The 23178-nt window shown below is 33.2% G+C and carries 19 protein-coding genes and 1 pseudogene; 5 read left to right on the forward strand and 15 right to left on the reverse strand.

Annotated features, from left to right (window positions below):
- Positions 1-60: 60 nt before the first annotated feature.
- The 6 genes and pseudogenes from KA867_RS02425 to KA867_RS02450 form a co-directional block, all read right to left on the reverse strand.
- Positions 61-942 (reverse strand): SDR family oxidoreductase, encoded by an 882-nt coding sequence (locus tag KA867_RS02425; protein ID WP_210136965.1) that lies wholly within the window; start codon positions 940-942, stop codon positions 61-63.
- Between the two features lie 76 nt (positions 943-1018).
- Complete coding sequence (locus tag KA867_RS02430; protein ID WP_210136966.1) at positions 1019-2143, reverse strand: amidohydrolase; 1125 nt, start codon at positions 2141-2143, stop codon at positions 1019-1021.
- Between the two features lie 6 nt (positions 2144-2149).
- Complete coding sequence (locus KA867_RS02435) at positions 2150-3316, reverse strand: SulP family inorganic anion transporter (protein WP_348634788.1); 1167 nt, start codon at positions 3314-3316, stop codon at positions 2150-2152.
- Positions 3317-3544: 228 nt separating this feature from the next.
- Positions 3545-4777, reverse strand: coding sequence for an imidazolonepropionase (hutI, locus tag KA867_RS02440; protein ID WP_210136967.1), 1233 nt, complete (start codon positions 4775-4777; stop codon positions 3545-3547).
- A pseudogene (gene hutU, locus KA867_RS02445) lies at positions 4774-6438 on the reverse strand (urocanate hydratase). The gene hutI and the pseudogene hutU overlap by 4 nt, the downstream one beginning before the upstream one ends.
- A gap of 47 nt (positions 6439-6485) precedes the next feature.
- Positions 6486-7760 carry a YjiH family protein gene (locus tag KA867_RS02450; RefSeq protein ID WP_210136968.1) on the reverse strand — a complete coding sequence of 425 codons (1275 nt, stop codon included), beginning with the start codon at positions 7758-7760 and terminating at the stop codon, positions 6486-6488.
- A gap of 144 nt (positions 7761-7904) precedes the next feature.
- Here KA867_RS02450 and KA867_RS02455 point away from each other — a divergent pair, with 144 nt between their 5' ends.
- Complete coding sequence (locus KA867_RS02455; RefSeq protein WP_210136969.1) at positions 7905-8780, forward strand: LysR family transcriptional regulator; 876 nt, start codon at positions 7905-7907, stop codon at positions 8778-8780.
- On the opposite strand, the gene hutG is transcribed toward KA867_RS02455, so the two are convergent.
- Complete coding sequence (gene hutG, locus KA867_RS02460; RefSeq protein WP_210136970.1) at positions 8770-9699, reverse strand: formimidoylglutamase; 930 nt, start codon at positions 9697-9699, stop codon at positions 8770-8772. The genes KA867_RS02455 and hutG overlap by 11 nt on opposite strands.
- Positions 9700-9954: 255 nt before the next feature.
- On the opposite strand from hutG, the gene sdpC reads away from it, so the two are divergent.
- Entirely contained in the window at positions 9955-11265 is a 1311-nt protein-coding gene (gene sdpC, locus KA867_RS02465; RefSeq protein ID WP_210136971.1) for a peptidoglycan release complex CPBP-like subunit SdpC, read from the forward strand.
- Between the two features lie 117 nt (positions 11266-11382).
- On the opposite strand, the gene KA867_RS02470 is transcribed toward sdpC, so the two are convergent.
- Positions 11383-12069 carry a ribose 5-phosphate isomerase A gene (locus KA867_RS02470; RefSeq protein ID WP_210137170.1) on the reverse strand — a complete coding sequence of 229 codons (687 nt, stop codon included), beginning with the start codon at positions 12067-12069 and terminating at the stop codon, positions 11383-11385.
- A gap of 158 nt (positions 12070-12227) precedes the next feature.
- Here KA867_RS02470 and KA867_RS02475 point away from each other — a divergent pair, with 158 nt between their 5' ends.
- Positions 12228-12884: an MOSC domain-containing protein gene (locus tag KA867_RS02475; protein WP_210136972.1), complete on the forward strand. Its 657-nt coding sequence runs from the start codon at positions 12228-12230 to the stop codon at positions 12882-12884.
- Positions 12885-13159: 275 nt separating this feature from the next.
- On the opposite strand, the gene KA867_RS02480 is transcribed toward KA867_RS02475, so the two are convergent.
- From KA867_RS02480 to KA867_RS02490, 3 genes are all read right to left on the reverse strand, one after another.
- Entirely contained in the window at positions 13160-14188 is a 1029-nt protein-coding gene (locus KA867_RS02480; RefSeq protein ID WP_183076697.1) for an aldose epimerase family protein, read from the reverse strand.
- A gap of 574 nt (positions 14189-14762) precedes the next feature.
- On the reverse strand, positions 14763-16001 hold the full coding sequence (locus tag KA867_RS02485; RefSeq protein WP_107384624.1) for an ABC transporter permease: 1239 nt from the start codon (positions 15999-16001) through the stop codon (positions 14763-14765).
- Positions 15994-16893, reverse strand: coding sequence for an ABC transporter ATP-binding protein (locus KA867_RS02490; protein ID WP_210136973.1), 900 nt, complete (start codon positions 16891-16893; stop codon positions 15994-15996). The genes KA867_RS02485 and KA867_RS02490 overlap by 8 nt, the downstream gene beginning before the upstream one ends.
- A 243-nt stretch (positions 16894-17136) precedes the next feature.
- Here KA867_RS02490 and KA867_RS02495 point away from each other — a divergent pair, with 243 nt between their 5' ends.
- Positions 17137-18756 carry a ribulokinase gene (locus KA867_RS02495; protein WP_210136974.1) on the forward strand — a complete coding sequence of 540 codons (1620 nt, stop codon included), beginning with the start codon at positions 17137-17139 and terminating at the stop codon, positions 18754-18756.
- A gap of 71 nt (positions 18757-18827) precedes the next feature.
- Here the strand turns inward: KA867_RS02495 and KA867_RS02500 are convergent, their stop codons facing one another.
- Positions 18828-19406 (reverse strand): DUF805 domain-containing protein, encoded by a 579-nt coding sequence (locus KA867_RS02500; RefSeq protein ID WP_210136975.1) that lies wholly within the window; start codon positions 19404-19406, stop codon positions 18828-18830.
- 210 nt (positions 19407-19616) lie between these two features.
- Here KA867_RS02500 and KA867_RS02505 point away from each other — a divergent pair, with 210 nt between their 5' ends.
- The gene (locus KA867_RS02505; RefSeq protein ID WP_107505086.1) at positions 19617-20225 is read left to right on the forward strand and encodes a DNA-3-methyladenine glycosylase; all 609 of its coding nucleotides are present in this window, start codon (positions 19617-19619) and stop codon (positions 20223-20225) included.
- 148 nt (positions 20226-20373) lie between these two features.
- Here KA867_RS02505 and KA867_RS02510 read toward each other — a convergent pair whose 3' ends face one another.
- From KA867_RS02510 to KA867_RS02520, 3 genes are all read right to left on the reverse strand, one after another.
- Positions 20374-21702 (reverse strand): Na+/H+ antiporter NhaC family protein, encoded by a 1329-nt coding sequence (locus KA867_RS02510; protein WP_210136976.1) that lies wholly within the window; start codon positions 21700-21702, stop codon positions 20374-20376.
- 261 nt (positions 21703-21963) lie between these two features.
- Positions 21964-22764: a DUF4097 family beta strand repeat-containing protein gene (locus KA867_RS02515; protein ID WP_210136977.1), complete on the reverse strand. Its 801-nt coding sequence runs from the start codon at positions 22762-22764 to the stop codon at positions 21964-21966.
- Entirely contained in the window at positions 22761-23144 is a 384-nt protein-coding gene (locus KA867_RS02520; RefSeq protein WP_481906150.1) for a DUF1700 domain-containing protein, read from the reverse strand. Before KA867_RS02520 ends, KA867_RS02515 begins: the two co-directional genes overlap by 4 nt.
- Positions 23145-23178: the final 34 nt, after the last annotated feature.

The following is a 23178-nucleotide window of genomic DNA, read 5'->3' on the forward strand; positions in this document are numbered from 1 at the left end:
ATGTCAGTGCGTAAACCTTTCATTTAAGCACTAATCACTTTGAAATAGCCATCTATCAAATTAATCTAATTGTGTGCCACCGGTAACGCCATATACTTGACCGGTTGTGTAACTTGATTCATCAGCTGCTAAATGAACATACACGCCAGCTAATTCTACAGGTTGACCTGCTCTACCAAGTACTTCTTTTTGGCCAAATGTCGGAATTTTCGATTGTGGTTGTCCACCTGATATTTGAAGTGGTGACCAAAATGGTCCTGGTGCGACACAATTAACGCGGATACCTTTAGCACCTAATTCTTCAGACAAGCTTTTAGTCAACGATATGATTGCAGCTTTTGAAGCTGCATAATCATGTAAAATAGGACTAGGATTATAACCTTGAACAGATGATGTTGTCGTAATTGTAGCACCTGGTTTCAGATAATCGATTGCTTTTTGTACTGTCCAAAATATTGGATACACATTTGTTTCAAAAGTTTCAGTAAATGATGCTGTATCAAAGTCTTTAAGCGTATCTCTGTATTGCTGATGACCCGCTACGAGTGTAACATTATCTAAACCACCTAACGCATGATATGCACGCTCTACTAACTCATAATTGAATTGTTCATTACGTAAATCACCCGGTATTAGCACAGCTTTTTGTCCAGCCGATGCAATAACTTCTTTTACTTCTTCAGCATCCTCTTGTTCTGATGGCAGGTAATTAATCGCAACATCAGCACCTTCTTTAGCATAAGCTATCGCAGCAGCCCTACCTATAGCTGAATCTCCACCTGTTACTAACATCTTTAAACCTTTCAATCTACCATAACCAATATATGAAGTTTCTCCACAATCTGGTTTAGGGTTTAAATTTTTTTGTAAACCTGGAACAGCTTGTTCTTGTTTTGGAAAATCTGCATTTGAATATTTCGTTCTAGGATCTTGAAACGCCATGGCATAATCCTCCTCAAAAATAATGATTATAATTATTTTGTACCCAAATTAAATCGTCCATAACATAGCTATTACTTTAAGATTCATTTAATAATTTCTGTACAAATGTTACGAAGTAATCTGGTACTTTTTCTAAAATACGTTCGTCGGGATCATATTTGGGATGATGTAAATCATACTCACTATTCGAGCCAATAAAGACAAATACACTTGGATACTTATTGGCAAAACCAGAAAAATCTTCGCCAATCGTTAAGGGCTGTTCCATTATATTCACATTATAACCCACTTGTTTAGCAACGTTGATTGCATCATCTGTTAATTTTTCGTCATTGATAACCGCACCTGGCAAACGGATATATTCTGTTTCAATTTCAACATCAAATACTTCTGCCAGTCCATTGCCAATTTCTCTTAACCTTTTTTCAATGAATGTACGAATACGTTCATCAAAACTTCTCACTGTACCTTGTACATAAGCTTGATCTGCAATAACATTCCATGTGTTACCACAAGAGACTTCTCCTATCGTTACCACGGCATTATCAAAAGCAGATAAATTTCTGCTAACGATAGATTGAACGCTATTGATTAATTGACCTAACACAACGACTGGATCATTGCCTTGTTCAGGTTTTGCTGCATGCGCACCTTTACCTTTAATTTTAAATTCAAAACGATCTACAGAAGATGTCACAGCACCGGATTTCACTGCAAATAAACCTATATCCATAGTAGGATAATTATGATAACCTAGCACTGCTTTTGTACCATCAATGGCACCTGACTCAGCTAATTTAACAGCACCATAGCCTAGCTCTTCGGCAGGTTGAAAAATAAAACGTACCCTACCCTTTAATTGACCTTCAATTTCTTTTAATCTTGTAGCTACTGCTAAAATACTGGCCATATGGATATCATGCCCACAAGCATGCATAATGCCTTCATTAGTTGATGTGAATTCATGTACAACTTCTTCATTGATTGGTAATGCATCAATATCTGATCTAACAGCAACAAATGAATCTCCTTGTCCTACTTCTGCAATCAAGCCAGTTTCCAAAGGTATATCTAAAATTTTAATTTCATAACTCTCTAAAATACGTCTTAATCGTTTCGTTGTTTCATATTCATCATCCGACAATTCAGGAAACTGATGAAATGTACGTCTCCACTTTACATAATCTTCATATTGTGGCATTACATGTCACGTCCTTTCTAAATTTATAAAACGTTTTAAAAAATAATATAGTATTGTTACAATCACTACTCCGAGCGCTAAATTATTAGAAATTAGGATAAGCACCATCGTTAGTATTACGATGAAAGCGTTTATTAATGGCGCTTGGCGTATAAAAGGTATTGTGCGTCGATCAAATGTATTCAACGAAATGGTAATGAGTACAGTAGCTAAAACAGCCATTGGAATATGTCCTATAATTTCACCAAAAACAAATAAACTTACCAGTAAAAAACTACCGGTAACAAACGTCGAAACTCTCGAATTTGCACCCATTGTCACATTAAAACGCGATTGCCCAACAAGCGCACTTCCACCATAACCGCCAAATAACCCTACTACAAAATTAGCTATACCTTGACCTATCGATTCACGATTTTTATCACTTGTTGTAGCAGTTACTTCATCCATCATACCTGCTGTTAAAGTCGTTTGAACAATTGCAACAATAGCCATCATTAATCCATATAACAACGCAGGTAATAAGAAATTAACATTTAATATTTCAGTAGGGATACTTGGAAAAGGCAGTTTAATATGTATTGAAGATAAATCATGCACATATTTAATATCAGGCTTTAATATCCACGAAAATATAGTCAATATTATGATTGATATTAACGGTGCAGGTATAATTTTGATATATCGATTACTCAACCAAATAATTAAAAATGACATGATTGCAACACTATACGTTGCCATAGAAATCCCCAAGATATTCTTTAGTTGAGATGTGAATAATAGTATTCCTAAAGCATTCATAAATCCAATTACTACACCTACTGGTATCAATGCTAGCCATTTATTAACTCGAAAATATCCCAATATAACTTGAATGATTCCCATAAATAATGTAGCTAATATGACTGCTTGCATCCCATGACTTGCTGCTAAAGGTGCTACGACTAATGATACACCACTACTTGGCGCTGAAACCATCAGGGTTCTATTGCCAGTCAAGCTGAGTACGAGCATCATCAAACCAGTACTTAACATACCGATTGTTGGGGTTACGCCTGCTATAAATGAAAAAGCAATTGCTCCAGGTAGCAATGCCAGTGCAAGTAATATACCAGTAAGCATATTCTGTACTATGTCGCCTTTCCATTGATTAATATATTCAGCGTTACTCACACTATATTTCACCCCCAACCCCTTTAGTTACTATACTATCATAATTGTCAAAATATTTTATTAACTTACCTTTTATGTACTCTTAGATTTTACGTTTAGGAAGTATGTATATTACATAAATATATAAAATGAAAATAGAGCAAGGAACAAATCAATATTGTTGATTTCATTCCTCGCTCTATCTAATGTCAAAAGTCTTAAAAATTCATTTTAATTACAGTTTCACTTTTAAAGTTTTATGCGATTATCAAATAGTACCTTGCCATCTTTAATCACTCTTTCTGCGTGATTAATACCATAATGATAAGGAATATATTCATGATTCGGTGCATCCCAAATTACAATATTTGCTTTATCACCCTTATTGATGGTACCTGCATCAACATTAATCGCTTTAGCTGCATTCACTGTCACTGCATTCCAAATTTCATTTGGGGATAATTTTAATTTTAATGCTGCAATAGACATCACTAATTGTAAATTATTAGTCACACAGCTACCTGGATTGAAGTCAGTAGCTATGGCAATAGCGCCGTCGTTATCTAACATACCTCTTGCATCTGCATATGATTCCTTATCAAGATAAAAAGTTGTACCTGGCAGTAATACCGCAACGGTATCACTATCTTTCAATTTTTGTTTGCCTTTTTCACTAGATGCTACCAAATGATCTGCAGAGATTGCATTTTCATCAATTGCAAGTTCTAAACCACCTAATGGATCAATTTCATCTGCATGAATTTTAACATCAAAGCCTTGTTTTTTAGCCGCTTCCATATAAGCTTTAGATTCTTCTACAGTGAACACACCTGTTTCACAGAAAATATCAGCAAAGTCAGCATACGGTTTAACTTCTGGCAATAAATCTATCATTTCTTGTAAGAAAGCTTGGTTAGACTTCGCATCCTTTGGTACAGCATGTGGCCCAAGGAAAGTATGTTTCATGTCTAAATTATATTTTTTTGCTAATCGGTTTGAAACACGCAATTGTTTAAGTTCATTTTCTTTATCTAATCCATAACCACTCTTACTTTCAACTGCTAAGACACCGTGTTGTAACATGGTTAATAGGTTTTTTTCTGCTTTTTCAAAAAGTTCGTCTTCTGTCGCTTGACGTGTAGCTTCTACAGTAGATAATATGCCGCCACCTTGTTCAAGTATTTCTAAATAAGAGACATCTTGACGTTTGAGTGACATCTCATGTTCACGTGAGCCACCATGTACGAGATGCGTATGTGCTTCTACTAATGCAGGTGAAACGACTTTTCCTGAGGCATCTATTGTCTCATTTGCTTCATAAGCCTCAGAATGTTCACCAGCATAAACAATCTTGCCATCTTGCACAACTACTGTTCCATTTTCAATAATGTTTAAATCATCTAATTCTTTGCCTTTTAAAGGGCGATTGGTAGCCTTCGGTAAAATTAGTTGTTTAATGTTTTGAATGATTAAGTCGTTCATTTTTTATCTCCTTTCCCTGTAATCATTGGAATGTGAATACCTTTTTCATTTGCTACATTAATCGCTGATTCATATCCTGCATCAGCATGTCTTACTACTCCCATACCCGGATCTGTAGTTAATACTCGTCCTAACCGTTTGTCTGCCCTTTCTGAACCATCAGCAACAACTACCATGCCGGCATGTAATGAATAACCCATTCCAACACCTCCACCATGATGGAATGAAATCCAAGATCCACCTGCTGCAGTATTGATTAACGCATTTAATATTGCCCAGTCTCCTACAGCATCTGATCCATCCTTCATGCCTTCAGTCTCACGATTAGGACTAGCTACTGAACCTGAATCTAAATGATCTCGACCAATTACAATTGGTGCAGAAATTTCACCTTCACGTACAAGTCTATTTAATGCCAATCCCATTTTTGCACGTTCTCCATAACCTAACCATGCAATTCTTGAAGGCAATCCTTGAAATGCAATTTTCTCTTGTGCTAAATCTAACCAACGAATAAGTTTTTCATTTTCAGGAAATAGCTTTCTCATTTCTTCATCTGCACGTTCAATGTCTTTAGGATCTCCGCTTAATGCTGCAAACCTAAATGGTCCCTTACCTTCACAGAATAATGGTCTGATATATGCTGGCACAAATCCAGGAAAATCAAAAGCATTTTTTAAGCCGTCATTGTATGCGACTTGTCTTATATTATTTCCATAATCAAAAGCGACCGCACCTTGTTTTTGAAATTCTAACATCAATGAGACGTGTTTATGCATTGACGCTTGAGATTCTTTTACATATTATTTTGGATCTTTATTGCGTAGTGCACTTGCTTCTTGTAATGAATACCCTTGTGGCACATATCCATTTAAAGGATCGTGTGCACTCGTTTGATCCGTAATAATATCAATGCTAAATCCTTTATCTAAAATTGCTTGATGTACATCGACCGCATTACCTACCAATCCAATAGATAATGGCTTGCCCTGTTTACGTGCGTCTTCTGCTAAAGTTAAAGCTTCATCTAAGTCTCGTGTCTTCACGTCACAATAACGTGTATCAATACGCTTATCAATGCGGGTTTCATCTACGTCAACACCAATGACAACACCGCCATTCATTGTAACTGCCAATGGTTGCGCACCACCCATACCGCCAAGACCAGCAGTTAGCGTAACCGTCCCATTTAATTTGCCATTAAAATGTTGATTAGCGAGTTCACCAAATGTCTCGTATGTACCTTGAACGATACCTTGTGAACCTATGTAAATCCAACTACCCGCAGTCATTTGGCCGTACATCATTAATCCTTTTTGATCTAATTCATTAAAATGATCCCAGTTTGCCCATTCAGGTACTAATACAGAATTAGAAAGTAATACACGTGGTGCTTCTTCATGTGTTTTAAATACAGCAACTGGTTTACCTGATTGGACTAACATCGTTTCATCAGCTTCTAATGAACGCAGCGTGGATTCAATCGCTTCAAAGGCTTCCCAGTTGCGAGCTGCTTTACCTATGCCACCATAGACAACCAAATCTTCAGGTCTTTCTGCAACTTCAGGATCTAAATTATTATATAGCATTCGTAACACTGCTTCTTGTTCCCAACCTTTACACTCAATCTCTAAACCTTTTTTTGCTTTAATTTTTTTCATGAAAAATCTCTCCTTCATCGATTTAAATTGAACCTTTGTTTTGATATTTAAAATATCCATAATGCAAACGGAATTGTAATCAGTAGTGTTAGTACTACTCTTTCAAACCAAATAAGCACAAGTTTTCCTATCGAAATTTTAATTTCTGTAGATAATATGACCGGAACAACGCTTGAAAAAAAGATAATCGCTGAAACACTCATTACTGCTACTGTAAACCTTGTTGCTAAATCAGCTGATTGTGCAATTGCAGCGGGTAATAACATTTCAACAATTGAAATCGTTGAAGCCTGTGCTAATACTCCCACATTTTCTACTGGGAAAATGCTGATAAATGGATAAAAGATGTAAGATATATATTCGATTACTGGTGTGAATTCTGTGATTACTAGTCCTAGAAAACCAATTGACATGATAGAAGGTAAAATAGCTATAGTCATTACGACACCATCTCTTAAATTTTCAAATACATTGTCAATTAATGACTTAGACTGTTTCACTGCTAATTTTGCTTCTAACCAAGACTCTTTTAACAATGGCATGTTTCTGCGAATCTCTTCTTGATATGGTTGATCTTTATATGTCGTATGCTTTTCAAATCTGATAGGTGGGAGTTGTACGGTAATAGCAGTAACAATAAATGTCACTACGAGTGTAAACCAAAAATATAAATTCCAATGCTGAATAATACCTAGTGTGTTAGCTACAATAATCATAAACGTAGCGGAAACCGTAGAAAATCCAGTTGCTACAACTACAGCTTCTTTATGTGTGTAACTACCACTCTTGTAGACTTTGTTTGTTATCAGCAATCCTATTGAATAACTACCAACAAATGATGCTACTGCATCGACAGCTGATTTTCCTGGCGTCTTAAATATTGGTCGCATTATCGGACGACAAATCACATCGATAAACTCTAACAATCCGAAACCTACTAAAAATGATAAAAATATCGCTCCTATAGGAATTAAAACACTTAATGGTATCGCTAGCTTTTCGTATAAAAATGGTCCGATACTTTCTTTTAAAACAAAAGCAGGCCCTATATTGAAAACAACCATGAAAGCAATGAATACCCCTGCTACTTTAAATAAACTAAAGATTATGTTTGTTTTCGATTCATTCCACCGCTGATTAAGAAATGGATGAATTGCACCTATAATAATTAAAATCAATACATAATATGGTAAAACAGGTTTCACTATTAGTGTGATCCATTGCACAATATGATCAATCATAATTGTTGATTGACCTTGTATAGTCACAGGAACAAAGAAAAAAATAATACCAATCAAGCTATAAATGAAAAATCTCCACATGTACTTCACGCCCCTAACATGAAAGTACGACTCCCTCTATATCTAAAAGTATAATATGTTATTATATAGACTACCAATATCAATAAACTAATTATTAATAGCTTTAAACTATAAATACACGAATCATTTAGGAGTGACATTCATTTGAAAATTATTCAATTAGAATATTTTATTGCTGTCGTTAAATATAATAGTTTTACAAAGGCTGCAGATTTTTTACATATAAGCCAACCGTCTTTAACGAATACAATTAAAAAAATAGAAGCAGATTTAGGTTATGATTTATTTTTAAGAACTACAAAGGATATTAAAATTACAGAAAAAGGTATCCATTTTTATAACTATGCCGTTCAACTCGTGCAAAGTTATCATCAAACGCTGGAAAAAATGTATGATTTAAAAATGGGGCATGCACCTAAAATAAAATTTTCTATTCTTGAATCTTCCAATCAATGGATCTCACAAGTAGTTGCTATGCATCAAAAGGAATATGCAGACCAAACATATCATGCTTCAGAAGTACATGATCAGAGCACCATATTAGAGCGACTTTTAAATTTTGAAAATCATCTAGGCCTAACAAATGAGCAGATTGTCCATGACGATATACACTCTGTCCCACTATATAAAGAATCTTATGTACTCATAACGCCTAAAAATACATTCCCGAATAGCAAAAAAGTTTCTATTAAATCTTTACCACTAATTTTACCTACAAAAGGTTCACAAGTACGCAAGCATTTAGATGACTATTTTAACCGTCTAAATATTCATCCAAATATTATTATTGAAGCCGACCGCTTTGAAGCTTCAACTAATTTCGTTCATCGAGGATTAGGTTATGCAGTCATACCACGTGTCTATTACCAATCTTTTAATGCACGAGATTTAGATGCAATTGAAATTAAGCCAACACTCAGTCGTACGATTTACATCAATTACTTAAAAAAAAGAAAGCACCCTGAACGAGTACTTTCCTTTATAGATTTATGTCTTTATTATTGGAATATTAAAGAATAAAATGATGTAAAAAATTAGCTGAGAGCTTTGCTGTACGATTATCGACATCATATTTAGGGTTGGTTTCAGCAATGCTAATCGTTGAGACTTTTTCATTTGGGATAATACGTTTGGCAAGTTCAAGTACAATATGTGGAAATAGGCCTAATACTGCATTAGCACTTACGCCTGGTGCGTATGCGCTATCGATAACATCCATACATATTGTGAACATAATAACGTCATGGTTGTGTATAAAACGTTCTACCTTATCTTTTACAGGAGGAGATATTTGATGTAATAATTCCTCGGCATAAACAAAGCCGATATCTTTTTCGTTTGCATAATCAAATAGGCCTTGTGTATTACCACCTTGTTGTATGCCTAATACTAAATAGTCTGCTTGATTATCTTGATCTAAAATCTGCCTAAAACTCGTTCCAGAAGTGGACTGTGCTTCTGCTCTGGTATCAAAATGCGCATCAATATTAATAATACCTAAAGAAGCATCAGGATAAACTTCTCTTATGCCTAAATACTGGGCATAAGCGATATCATGTCCGCCTCCCAATAAGAACGTCTGTTTATGTCTTTGGATTGAGGTTGCAACATATTGTGCGAATTCTTTTTGGGTATCTTCTAAGTGATTGTGATCATGTTCTACATTACCATAATCATATATCTTGCAGTCACTCAACACAGGTAGATTGGCAAATGCTTTCTTAATTGCGTCGGGACCTTCTTTTGTACCTAATCTTCCTTTGTTCAATTCAACACCCTTGTCTACTGCGTAACCTAATAACCCCACACCTTGGCGTTTCTCACGATAGTCATCTTTGATATTCCTAAAATTTACAGTTTGAAAATGTCTAAATTGAGATGAATCTGTTTCACTATCGACTCTACCTGTCCATAAATCGCGCTGTGCTAATTTATACATAATTCTCCTCCTTTTAAAACAATATCCTCATATAAAAGTATACGCTTACATTGAATTCAATTCAATTTATGCTTTTATTTACCCAATATTCAGCTGCTTAATTTTTCAAATTACAATTAATTATTTCATTTAGATGTTAGTTTTGGCATTACTATTACATTTCAATGATAAATATCTAAATTTAATTTATTTCTGATTAATAAATATGTATAATTAGTGATAAATGATTTTCTGAACCCTATTGGAGGTTACATAATGAATAAACAACGTATATCAGGTTTTCAATGGGCAATAATGATTTTTATTTTCTTTATTATTGCTTATGCAGCTCCTATTATACTAAAAGATTTACAAAGTACTATTTCACTTAAAACTTTTGTCTTTGACTTAAGTGCTATAGCACCATTTATTGCTGCGCTTATTTGTATTATTGTTTTTAGTAATCGCAAAGCGCAGTTATCTGGTTTAAAACTAACAATAGATTTAAAAGTGATTGAACGAATTCTACTTGCATTTATATTACCTTTAGTCATTTTCTTGATTGCTATGGTAAGCTTCAACATCTTTGCAGATAGTTTTGTATTATTACAAGCAGAAGATTTATCAGTTTCTATAACTGCAATTATACTCGGACAGCTAGTGATGGCATTCTTAATAGAGTTCGGTTTCCGTTCTTACTTGCAAAACATTATAGAAACGAAAATGAATACATTTTTTGCATCAATTATTGTTGGTATATTATATTCTATTTGGAATATAAACATGGTATTTAGTCTTGAATATACTTTATATGGTTTATTATATACATTTGCATTCTCTATGATTATAGGTGAATTGATTCGTGCTACAAAAGGACGCACGATTTATATCGCAACGATATTCCATGCAGCAATGTCATTTGGTCTTGTTTTCTTATTCAATGAAGAGCTCGGCAGTGTTTTCGCAATGAAAGTAATTGCACTATCTACATCAGCTGTAGCAGTCGTTTACATTTTATTAAGTATTATTATTCGCGCGATACTCTATTTCTTTACAAAGCGCAGTTTAGATGAAGTCGATAATAATAATTATTTGGACCACGTTAATGAATATTCAGAAGCACCTCAAGAAGAAGACAGCAGTGAAACACCCGATGATGCAACAACAAAAGCACAAGTTCATACAGAAGATGACGAGCACAGTGAATCTACTACTTCTCAAACTGAAGAGGCAACAGACAAACATATAAATTCAGATGATGCTGACTCAAAAACATCAACTGAACTTATGGATGATACTGACACTCAAAATAATCACCAACAAACAAATCATGATGACAGTCGAAACAATATTATAGATGAAAACACACCACAAACACCTGAGAACAACGACGTTCAAGGAGAACACAAACATGTTAAAACACAGGTAAACGGTGCTGTTGAAAATTCTACTGAGAGAGCACAAACAGAAGCAACATCAACAGAACATGATAATGATCAAAATACTTCTGAGACAATCACACAACAAAATAAAAAACGACAACGCTCACCTTTTAAACTAAAAAACAAACGTGATCATCGTCGCTAATTAACAAAAAGCAGGTTACACTTACCGTATATTCAGATACAATGACTAAACCTCATGATTATCTTAATTTATACCGGTAGTTAACCTGCTTTTATTATATTTTAATATACCAAATTATTATTTATTTAAAATTTTAACACCTTTTTGTGTACCTATAATGACTTGATCTGTAACATCGATAAAATAACCAGTTTCTAAGACACCTACTAAATGAATTAAAAATTCATGCATAGCATAAGGATCGATAGATGAATTCAATGTAACATCAAGAATATAATTTCCATTATCAGTTATAAATGGGACATCATCCACCATCCGACGTATCACTTGCAAATTATCGTAAGCTGCAATTTTTTTAGAAACTAATAACCAATTAAATTTATCTACTTCTACAGGTAAATTAAACGTTTCACCTAAATATGATACACACTTAGATTCATCGACTAAAACAATAAATTTTTCCGCCATGGCGTCAATCACTTTTTCTCTAAATAATGCGCCACCGCCACCTTTAATTAAATTCAAATTGTTGTCCACTTCGTCTGCACCATCAATTGCAACGTCTACTTTCTCAATATCATTGACATCCACTACTCGAATACCTAATTCTTTGGCGATATAAGCGGTTTTATTAGAAGTGCATACACCTGTAATATCAATCTGTTCATGGTTCAATTTCTCAGCTAATTTTGGGACAAGCAACTCTATTGTTGAACCAGAACCAATTCCAACTACCATACCGTCGCTGATTTGGCTTAACGCGTCATTAAATGTACTAATTTTCAACTGTTTCGTATCCATAATGCGTCCCCTTTACATAACTTACTCTCACCTTTATTGTACATGAGATTGAAAAAAATACATAGCTAAAAAATATGTATAAATTTTAAATTAATATATCTTCTTGCATAATCAAATATGTGCTTTACAATAATAATACATAACCAACAAGGGGGATTGTCATGATTTATGATTTAAAAGCGATTGCTACAGGAAAAATAGAAGATTTACCTTATAGTTCTAAAAGACCGATGCGTTCAGCACTTAACAAACAGCCTTTCACCGGTAGAATGTGGCTTTCAAAAACAGGTTTTTCTGAAGATGAGCAAGAATACAAAGGACATGGCGGTCCCAATAAAGCTGTGTGTTTATATAGTGAAAAAAATTATAATTTATGGAAAGATGATGTCTCGGTTTTACCAGAGTATGCAATGTTTGGCGAAAATTTAACTGTCAAAGATTTGGATGAAAAAGACTTACATTTTGGTGATCAATTTCAATTAGGTGAAGCGATTATCGAAGTTTCAGAGATTAGAGAACCTTGTTGGAAAATACAAGAAAAGTATAAAATTCCTAACCTTATTAAACGTATGTCTAGTACATGTAGAACTGGTTGTTACCTTAGAGTAGTTAAAGAAGGTTTTGTTAGCGACTCATCTCATCTTCAGCTCATAAAATACGGAGAGCAAGATTCCCTTTTAACTGTATTTGAACTCAATGATATTTATTACAATGATAATAAAAATGTTGCGCGCTTAGCCTATGCCTTAAAAAATCCTTATTTAACTGAAGAAAGACGACGCAAATTAGAAAAGTATCTAAAACGCGCACAAAAATAAATATCACAATATACTAAAATGCCATATTCTAATGCGCAATAAAAAAACAGATCCCTGTACAACAAGCATCTGTAAATATTATACATTTATTAAACTCAGGTTAAGTAACTGACAAAATATGATATTCATACAGATTCACTAACCTGAGTATTTCTTTTAAACCTATCTTCTATAGCACGATATTATAAAACGTCGGTTGCTTATTCACAAGTATCACTTGATTATTTTGCATTACTTTAAATCACTTCAATGTACTTGATTCAACCACAGTAATATTATTCTGCTTCCCCACCTGTTTTTTCAGCAATTTTATATGAAGTCTTAGAATAAAAAGGTTGATTCGCTTCTAATATTGATGGCGCATTTTCTCCATACAAATTAATATCATTGGGGATGCATTGCGTTTCTAATGTAAATCCTGAATGTGCTTTATAAATATTAAAGTCACTTTCCCATTCCGTAGTATCATTAAAAGTAAAAATCACGACATTAGGCATATCTGTCTCAACAGAAAGTTGAAAATGCTTATTTTCAACTGTCATACCTTGCTCTCCAATTTGAAACGGATGATCCAGACCACCATATCGTTTCATTTGTGTTTGAATATCATGGTGTTCACTATTAAAAATATCTTTAAATTGAATTTGACTACGCTCAAACACACTTTCTAAATTTAATGGTTCTTGTTTTGTTACAAAATGATTATTGTCTAATAAGTGCATTTTTAATACTGAACTTGAGATGCTATGATTATCGATGACGTTATTGTCTCTGTTCAAATTAAAGTATACATGATTCATAGGATTAAAAATTGTTTTTTCGGTAGCTACAGCTTTATACTCAATTGTCCATTTGTGGTCAACATCATAAGTATGTATCACCTCTAAATTGATATTTCCTGGGAAATGATCATCTGACTGCTGAATTGTGGTAGAAAATACAATTTTCACTTGGCCTACTTGCTCAAATATTTCATAATCGAAATAACATTTATCTATACCTTTAAAGCCACCGTGAATATTATTTTCACCATCGTTTGTATCTAATCGGTACGTTGTACCATCTAAATGAAACTCAGCATTTGCTATACGTCCGCCATAACGACCTACAGTAGCACCAAAATAAAAAGGGTTTTGTTGATAGAATTCATCCGCTTCTACCACATTACCTAATACAATATTGTTATCATCATATTTCCATGACACGATACGGGCGCCATAGTTCGTGAAAACAATCTTAGTTGCTTCATTGTCTATTTTAATTAAGTCAATACCATTACTTTGTCTTTCTACTTTTGCAAACATCATCAATTACTCCCTTTCGAACCAAACATATTATTATTCACTTTAACTTTCAGCTTTATCTTGAATAAAACTTCAATCACAACTGTAACGAACATCATTCTTGCTTTATTAAACAAGATACAATATTCTCATCAGTTTAATAATGCATTACTTTTAAAGTGAATTGCACAGCATTTTAAATTAGCTTAGATAATTATGCGCTCAATATGTCCCCATTTACTGAGCAAAATACCTCATTCACTAATATTTAAAATTTTAAAACAGTTTACTACTTCCCTAAGTAGTTATCTTACTTTCCTATAGTGTAACAACTTAACCAAATCATTATCTATACTAATTATTAATTCTATCAAATATTATTTAAAATTGTGATGTTTTTTCTAGTTTTTTTATAGATATGATTTATTTAGCATATTTAATGCACTTGCAAATCACGCTTCCAAGTATTTTTTATAAAAAAGTAGGGATGAAACCATTATGTTGTTTTAGTTTCACTCCCCTACTCATATATTTAAATACACTTCAAAAAGTTATTGGTTTATCTATAACTTATCTTAATGATTGTTAACACACTTTAATTTTTACTGAAGACACGTTTCATAGACTTTAACAAGCCTTTATCAAAACTTAATATTGTATCTTTATAACTTCTTACTGCAATATAAAGTAAGATAAATATTGTTAATATTGATAAACTCATACTTACTACAATTTCCCAAGTAGCTACGTCAGGTGTTGATGCACGTAAAAACATGATAAAGGGAGATAATAAAGGAATAAAACTTGCAACTTTTATGAGTGTCGTGTCAGGATTTATAACACCAAACATTGCCATATATAATGCAATGATACTAATCAAAGTCATCGGCATAAGTGATTGGTTAATATCTTCGATTCGTGCAGTAATCGAACCCAATATAGCGGCCAATATAATATAAGAAAGTATACCTAAAATAAGAGAAAGTATACCTACGATAATTAATTGTACTGTTAGATCATTAGGCTCAACATCAAATCCTTTAAGCATATCTCCAATATCAAATAGCAACACACTTATGATGCCTACAATAATGAAAATACTAATTTGTGTTAATGCCACAGCGATGACGCCACACAATTTTGCAAGTATGTGTGTTACTGGAGATATGCTTGTGATAATCATTTCAATGACACGTGAGGTCTTCTCAGTTGCAATTTCCATTGCCACTTGATTGGCATAATTTATGATTATGAAAAACATGAGCATAATGCCTGCATAAACGATAATCGTATTAAATGTTTTTTGTGACTCACTTAAATTTGTCTCGTTCGCACTATCTGAAAGCACTTGTGAGCTTACTTCACTTTGAGATTGCAATTGTTTTAGCTCATCTTCAGATAGATTTAAACTAGATGCCACAAGTTTGGTTTGAATGGCTGACAAAGTAGTTTGTAATTTTTGTTCATCTGTTTTTGACACGGTATCTTTACTTAAAATTTTACCAGTCAGTTTGTGATTATCATGCAAATCAATGACATACGCTTTATCTAACTTTTCATTTTTTACTTGTTGATGTGCTTGTGATTTAGTCACTTTTTTAAATTTCGCATCACTATCAAGGTGATTACTTTGTGCTTTTATCACTTTATATACTTGGTCCTGATTAACTACAATACCAATCTTATCAGGGCCATTATCAAATAGATCGACGATTTTATTAATATTAGCGGCTGCCAACATTAATACAACTACAATCGCAGTGAAAATCATAAATGATTTTGTTTTTACTTTACTTTTATACGTAAGTGAAAAAGTAGCCCAAAATTTATCCATTTGCATCACCTACTTTATCTATAAAAATCTCATTTAACGTTGGTTCTATAACTTGAAACCTTTTGACAAAACCATACTGAACTACAATATTATATATTTCTTCAGCAATCACTTCGTTTTCTATCAACGCTCTTATTTCCCTTTTATTACGTTCAACCTGGATAACACCAGTAATATCATCTATTTCTGACATCGCATGATTTGTTTCAATTATAACGCTTTTATTGCCATGATTTGCTTTCACCTCATCAATTGGCCCAGAAACAACAAGTTCACCTTTATTCAAAATGCAAACATCATCACATAGTTCTTCTACATGTTCCATTCTATGAGAACTATATATAATCGTCGTTCCTGCATCATTTAAATCTTTTACGGCTGATTTTAATAATTCAACATTAACTGGATCTAAACCACTAAAAGGTTCATCCAAGATTAATAATTCTGGATTATGTAACATACTTGCTAAGAGTTGAATTTTTTGCTGATTTCCTTTAGATAACGCTTCTATTTTCTTTTCTCTATTTTCTTCAATATCAAAACGATTTAACCAATAATCAATAGATTTGCTTATCTCTTTTGATTTCATCCCTTTTAATGTAGCTAGATATCTCAATTCATCTTCTACTTTCATTTTCGGATGTAACCCTCGTTCTTCAGGCAAATATCCTATTTTATCATATATTGATTGGTCAATCGCTTTATCTTTATATAAAATTTGTCCTTCTGTAATCGGCGTCAAACCAAGTATCATTCTAAAAGTTGTCGTCTTTCCTGCACCATTACGTCCTAAAAATCCTAGCATCTTTCCTGATTCTAAAATTATCGATATGTCATTAACTGCTGTAAAATCCTTATATTTTTTTGTAACATTTGCTATTTTTAAGGACATGATAAGATTTCCCTCCCTTAAAGTCGAATGAATATATATTGATAATAACATTTCGCACCTTAAATATACATTTCAAATTGTATTTTAGCTTTTTAACCTATTTGTATGATGATTCATATCAACTCTTACCTTCCATTATTATCTAAAAACGTTGTTATCTTTACAATGTTTTTTGCAAGCACTATTATTAGATTAAATAAGTAATCAGAACTTATTAAAATGATTATTGGGAGGCAATGCCGCATGAGTTACAGTATTGGGATCGATTTTGGTACAGCATCTGGTCGTGTATTTCTCGTAGATACCTCCAATGGTGAGATTATTTCTAGCTACATAGAAGCATATCCTCATGGTACAATTTCAGGTTCATTGAACGGCCATGATTTACCGCATAATTATTTTTTACAAAACGCTGAAGATTACACAAATATATTAGAAAAAGGTGTTCAACACGTTTTATCAGAAAGTAAAATTGATCCATCAAATGTAATTGGTATGGGAATCGATTTCACAAGTTGTACGATTGTCTTTTTAGATGAACATTTCAAACCATTACATACACATGAATCATTAAAAGATGAACCACATGCTTATGTTAAGCTTTGGAAACACCATGGTGCTCATGAAGAAGCGACATTTATGAAAAAAATAAATGACACATATAACGCAAATTGGTTAGACTTTTATGGTCATAGTGTTAATAGTGAATGGATGATTCCAAAAATATTAGAGGTTAAACACAAAGCGCCAAAAATTTTAGCGCAGAGTGCATATATTATGGAGGCTGGAGATTATATTGTTAGTTTATTAACCAATCGCAATATTCGTTCAAATTGTGGCATAGGGTTCAAAGGTTTTTACAACGAAAAAGATGGCTTTAATTATTCGTTTTTTGAAGCGGTAGATAAAGACTTACCTTCAATTGTAAAAAATAAATGTGAGGCACCAGTGATAAATATTGGCGAAAGTGCAGGGGCTTTAACTACTTATTATCAAAAATTATGGGGGCTATCAGATAAAGTTCAAATTTCTCCTTATATTATAGATGCTCATTCAGGAGTACTCGGCGTTGGTGCAATCGAACAGGGTGAATTCATACCTGTTATAGGTACTAGCACTTGTCATCTCATGCTCGACGCTAAGCAAGTTGCAATTCCTGCGATTACAGGATCAGTCAAAGATGCAATTATCCCAGGTTTATATGCTTATGAAGCTGGTCAAGCTGCAGTTGGTGATTTATTTAGTTATTCAGCTAGTCAGGCCCCAGCGTCCATAGTAAAACAAGCTGAAAAAGAAGGTATTACTATATTAGAACACTTAGAAAATTTAGCTTCTGAGATACCAATTCATCAACAGCACGTAACCGTTTTAGATTGGCATAATGGTAATCGTAGTATATTAAGCAACAGTAACCTTACTGGTAGTATCTTTGGCTTAACGTTACAAACACCATTCGAAATGATTCATCGTGCTTATATTGAAGCAACGGCTTTTGGGACTAAGTTAATTATGCAACAATTTGAAGATAACCAAATGCCGGTTAATACTGTTTATGCTGCTGGTGGTATACCAATTAAAAGCGAATTACTCGTAGATATATATACTAATGTCTTAAATAAAGAAGTCGTCGTTATGGATTCTTCCAATGCTACAGCATTAGGTGCAGCAATGTTAGGTGCAAATGTAGGTGGTGCTTATCAAACACTTGAAGAAACAGTACATCATATGAAACAACCTGTTTATTACCGTTTACAGCCTGATCCAAAAAAGGTAAAACAATATGAAGTACTTTTTCAACGCTACAAAGCTTTGCATGACGTATTAGGAAAACATTATCCAAATTTATCATATATTAATAATTAAACTTTATAAAAACCCAATTATGACAAAAAACAGTCTAACAGTTTGACTTGTCATAATTGGGTTTATTTTAACTATTGCTCTCTATACATGTCATCAATTTTAGTATATTGGTTTGCATATTTATGGCTTGGACCATATTTATTTGTTTTTCGTTCACTATCCAAGCAACTAACGACTAGCGCATAAATACCAAAACCTATATAGAATGCGTATATCAATACGATGAAAATCACACTTGCTATATGATTGAAATCTGAATCTAGTATAGCTATTACTGTAAATATGATATATGAAAACACTGAAATACCTAAATAAATAAGTGGTAGTAACATCGATCTACCTGTATCATGAAATCTTCTAATAAATATCGCCCAATTAGGTATTAAAGTAGCTAATCCGTACACAGCTATATATATCACACTGATAATAAGAAAGATTACGCTTATCATAATGACCGTTTCAGATTGAGAAGCAGCAGCGCTAATTAATGCAATCAAACCAATGAAATATACAACAAACGCTGGTACTAGAAAAATCATATGCCATAAAACCATATACCAATATTCACTTCTGCGTGCACGGCCTTTGAAGTTAAAATAATTTTTCCAAAATAGTTTTAATGCTTCTCCAAATCCAATTTTTCTTTCCAAATTGCTCCCCCCGTTTCAAGTACATTTGATATAATGTTCATTTAACTTTAATATAGTCATTGATACTTTAACTTATGAGTTTTTAATTTTTAGTAAACTTATAAGGTTATTCTACCAAAATTCTCACATGCTTGTAACACAATTTTACAATTTAATAAAAAATTTTTAAAAACATTTAATTTCAAAAACTATTATATGGAGGATTAATAAATGGATTTTTTACAACGTGATACAGTCACTATCGCCAAAGATTTATTAGGTGTGCGTGTCATTTTCGAAGATGATTTACATACATTTACTGGATACATCGTTGAAACTGAAGCCTATGTTGGTGAAAAGGATCAAGCCGCTCACGGATTTAATGGCAAACGCACACCCAAAGTAGAATCATTATATAAACTTGGTGGCACTATTTATGCCCATGTGATGCATACGCATTTACTCATCAACTTTGTAACACAATTAGAAGGTGTACCTGAAGGTGTCCTGATACGTGCTGTTGAACCAGAAGAGAATATTGAAGCTATGCGTTCAAATAGAAACAAAGATGGCTTTGAATTAACAAATGGCCCAGGAAAATGGACTAAAGCATTTAATATACCGAGACATTTGGATGGTTCACGATTAAATGAAGGCAATCTAAAAATAGATACTAAAAACCGTAAACATCCTAAACATATTGAGGAAACACCGAGAATTGGTATTCCTAATAAAGGTGAATGGACGCAAAAACCGCTTCGCTTTATTGTTAAAGGCAATCCCTACGTTTCAAGAATTTCAAAACGTACTACCATACCACCACAAGATACATGGCGTTAATAAAAGGGAAACAGAGATTAAAATTTAATATAATCTCTGCTTCCCTATAATATTATTAAATTATTTGAATTATAAACGCTCACTTTGAATGGCTAGTCTGTGATATATCATTTTCACTTTCTAATAATTAGCTTAATTAAAATAGAAATTATTTAGAAAGGTTTTTTTCTTTATCAAGTAAACCAAATTGTATCGTAATAACCGTACAAATGACAAATATCACAGGATAAAATGTGTATTGTAAAACTTCTATATAAGAAACATCTCCATATTGTTCAACCATTAACATACCACTATCATGCGGCAGTACCATTAAGGCACAACATGCGAATATATCTAATAAGCTTGCCATACGTTTAGGAGGTACCTTATATTCATCTCCAATTTCTTTAGCGATAGGCGCAGAAATTAAAATTGCTAACGTATTGTGTGATAAAGCAGCAGAAAGTACACCGGACATTAAACTAATCACATATTCTGCACTTTTTCGGCCTTTTGCTTTTTCTTTCATTGTTTTAATAATCCAATCAACACCGCCATAATAGCGAATTAATGCCACAAGTCCAGAAACTAAAAACGCCACAAGAAAAATAAGGAACATGCTTTCCATACCTTCACCAATAGCTTTTGTAAACTGGAATATGCCCAAATTGCCTTGAAGCAAACCAATGACACCTGCCATTATGATACCGATAATCAACACTAAAATCACATCCAAACCTGCGATTGCTGCTATAAGTACAAATAGATATGGCAGTATATTTATAAAATTAAAACTTAAGTCACCTTCCACTTTACCTGTTCCACCCACAACTGCATATATAACTGCAGTAATAAGTGCAGCAGGTAGCGCAATCAACACATTCATCTTAAATTTATCTTTCATCTTAGCACCGACGCCATTTGTAGCTGCAATCGTCGTATCTGAAATAATGGATAAGTTATCACCAAAATATGCACCTGCAATAACAGCGGCACCTGCTGCTGCGACACTTAAATCAGCAGCTTGAGCTACAGCAACACCTACTGGAATAAAAGCAGCTTGCGCCCCCGTAGAAGTACCTAACGTTAGCGCAGCAAAACCACTCATAATGAAAATACCAGGTATGAGTAGACTTGGTGGGATGACAGTAAGCCCCATATTCACCATTGCTGTCTTACCACCCATTTCCGAGGTAACGGTAGAAAAAGCGCCTGCTAATAACAGTATCAAGCCTAGATTAACAATACCTGAATTGCCTGCATGCGCTGTAAATATTTCTACTTTTTTAGAAAACTTCATTTTTCTATCATAGCATGTCCAAGCGATAACGATGCCGATAAAAATAGCAACATGTCTTGGTAATTGATCAAACGCGTCTTCTTTACCCATTATGGTAAAAGTGAGTCCTACACCAATATATAACCCTAAAAATATGATTAATGGTAGAAGTGCTAAAACACCATATTGCTTATCACTTCTATTCAATTCCTGCATAACACTCCTCCTTATAAACCTAGTAATTTTATATGGCTTATAGTATATCAAAAAAGAAGCAAACACAGAAATTTAAAATTTCATCAATTCTCAGGCTAATAACAAAATAATTATAAATTATTTTCAATATCACTATAATTTTAATACGAAAACTAAAATATGAGCATAAGTCAAAATCGTTTTAGTGAATTGACTTTGATATGCTTATACTCACACAATGTAGCTTAATGCATATGATGTTATTTACTCATATTTTCAATTTTAGTTGATTTCTGCATTACCTGTGTCCGTTTCAATATGAATGAGGTTAGAGCCATTACCTCCTTGTTTGTTTTTAAACAAGTGATTATTAATGTCCAGTTCTCCTACGTCGCTATCAAATTCTATGCGTGTGTTTTCAGGCTGATTATTCGTATATGCCATTGCTATGTTGCCTACATCCGTTTTCACTTTAATTGGTATATCAATAGGCGTGTCTTTGATATTGATTGATCCAGTATCAGCTTCGAACTCACCTGAATTAAATTGAGTCGTTGCCATATACATATCTGCAACATCAACTTCAGCAATTAAACGATCAAATTTAGCATGCGTGATATTTAATTTTCCAACATCTGCGTATAACTTAGCATAATCCGCTTTTATTTGATCAATCATAATCGAACCAGATTCAGTATTAACATTTAAATGGCTCAATGATTTAGGTAATGTGATAATGACATCATTATTTTTAAAGTCCATAAATGTAATATCGACATTGCTATCTAATGATTTATCTTTCACATATAACGTACCGTTTTTTATAGTAGTATCCATATTTATTTTGTCGTTAGAACCTCGTGATTCAACTTTAAGTTGATCACCTTTTTTAAGTTTTAAATTACTATTGTTCAAATCTATATTGAGATTTTTTACTTTATTTTCATCATATTCTTTATGATAATTCTCTGTGACTTCTTTCGACTTTTTACTTTCTACTTGAAATTGGTTTACTACACCAATGCCACAAACAATCGTTACAATTAATCCAATTACAAAAAGACTAATCAATGTTTTCTTCATGAAATCCCACTCCTTTTCACAACACTTATATTCCACTTGAGATACTTCACACAAATTAAATAAAATGCTTTAGAAATTAAATACGTAATCACAAATAACATTAATCCCATTCCAAACAGTGCACCTACTGCATATACATCAAAAAGTAATACATTTTCAAATCCACTTAAAAATCCTTTTACCAATAATAATATTGGACTTAAAACGAATGAAATTGTCGTTACAATTAATGAAACAACGATACTTAAAACGAAAATAAACGGTACTAAAATTACAAAGAAATTTAATATACTTAAACCCATCACTGCAAAAATGGCGTTCCCAACGTCGCCAAATTTTTTACTGTCAGCAGCTTTTTCTACAGCAGCTGTCGCATTCATTTCTTTAGCTAAAGTTCTAGGATCACCTAGTTCT

This window comes from Staphylococcus sp. GDH8C109P (genome assembly GCF_017893405.1).
In the GTDB taxonomy this organism is placed as follows: Bacteria; Bacillota; Bacilli; order Staphylococcales; family Staphylococcaceae; genus Staphylococcus; species Staphylococcus cohnii.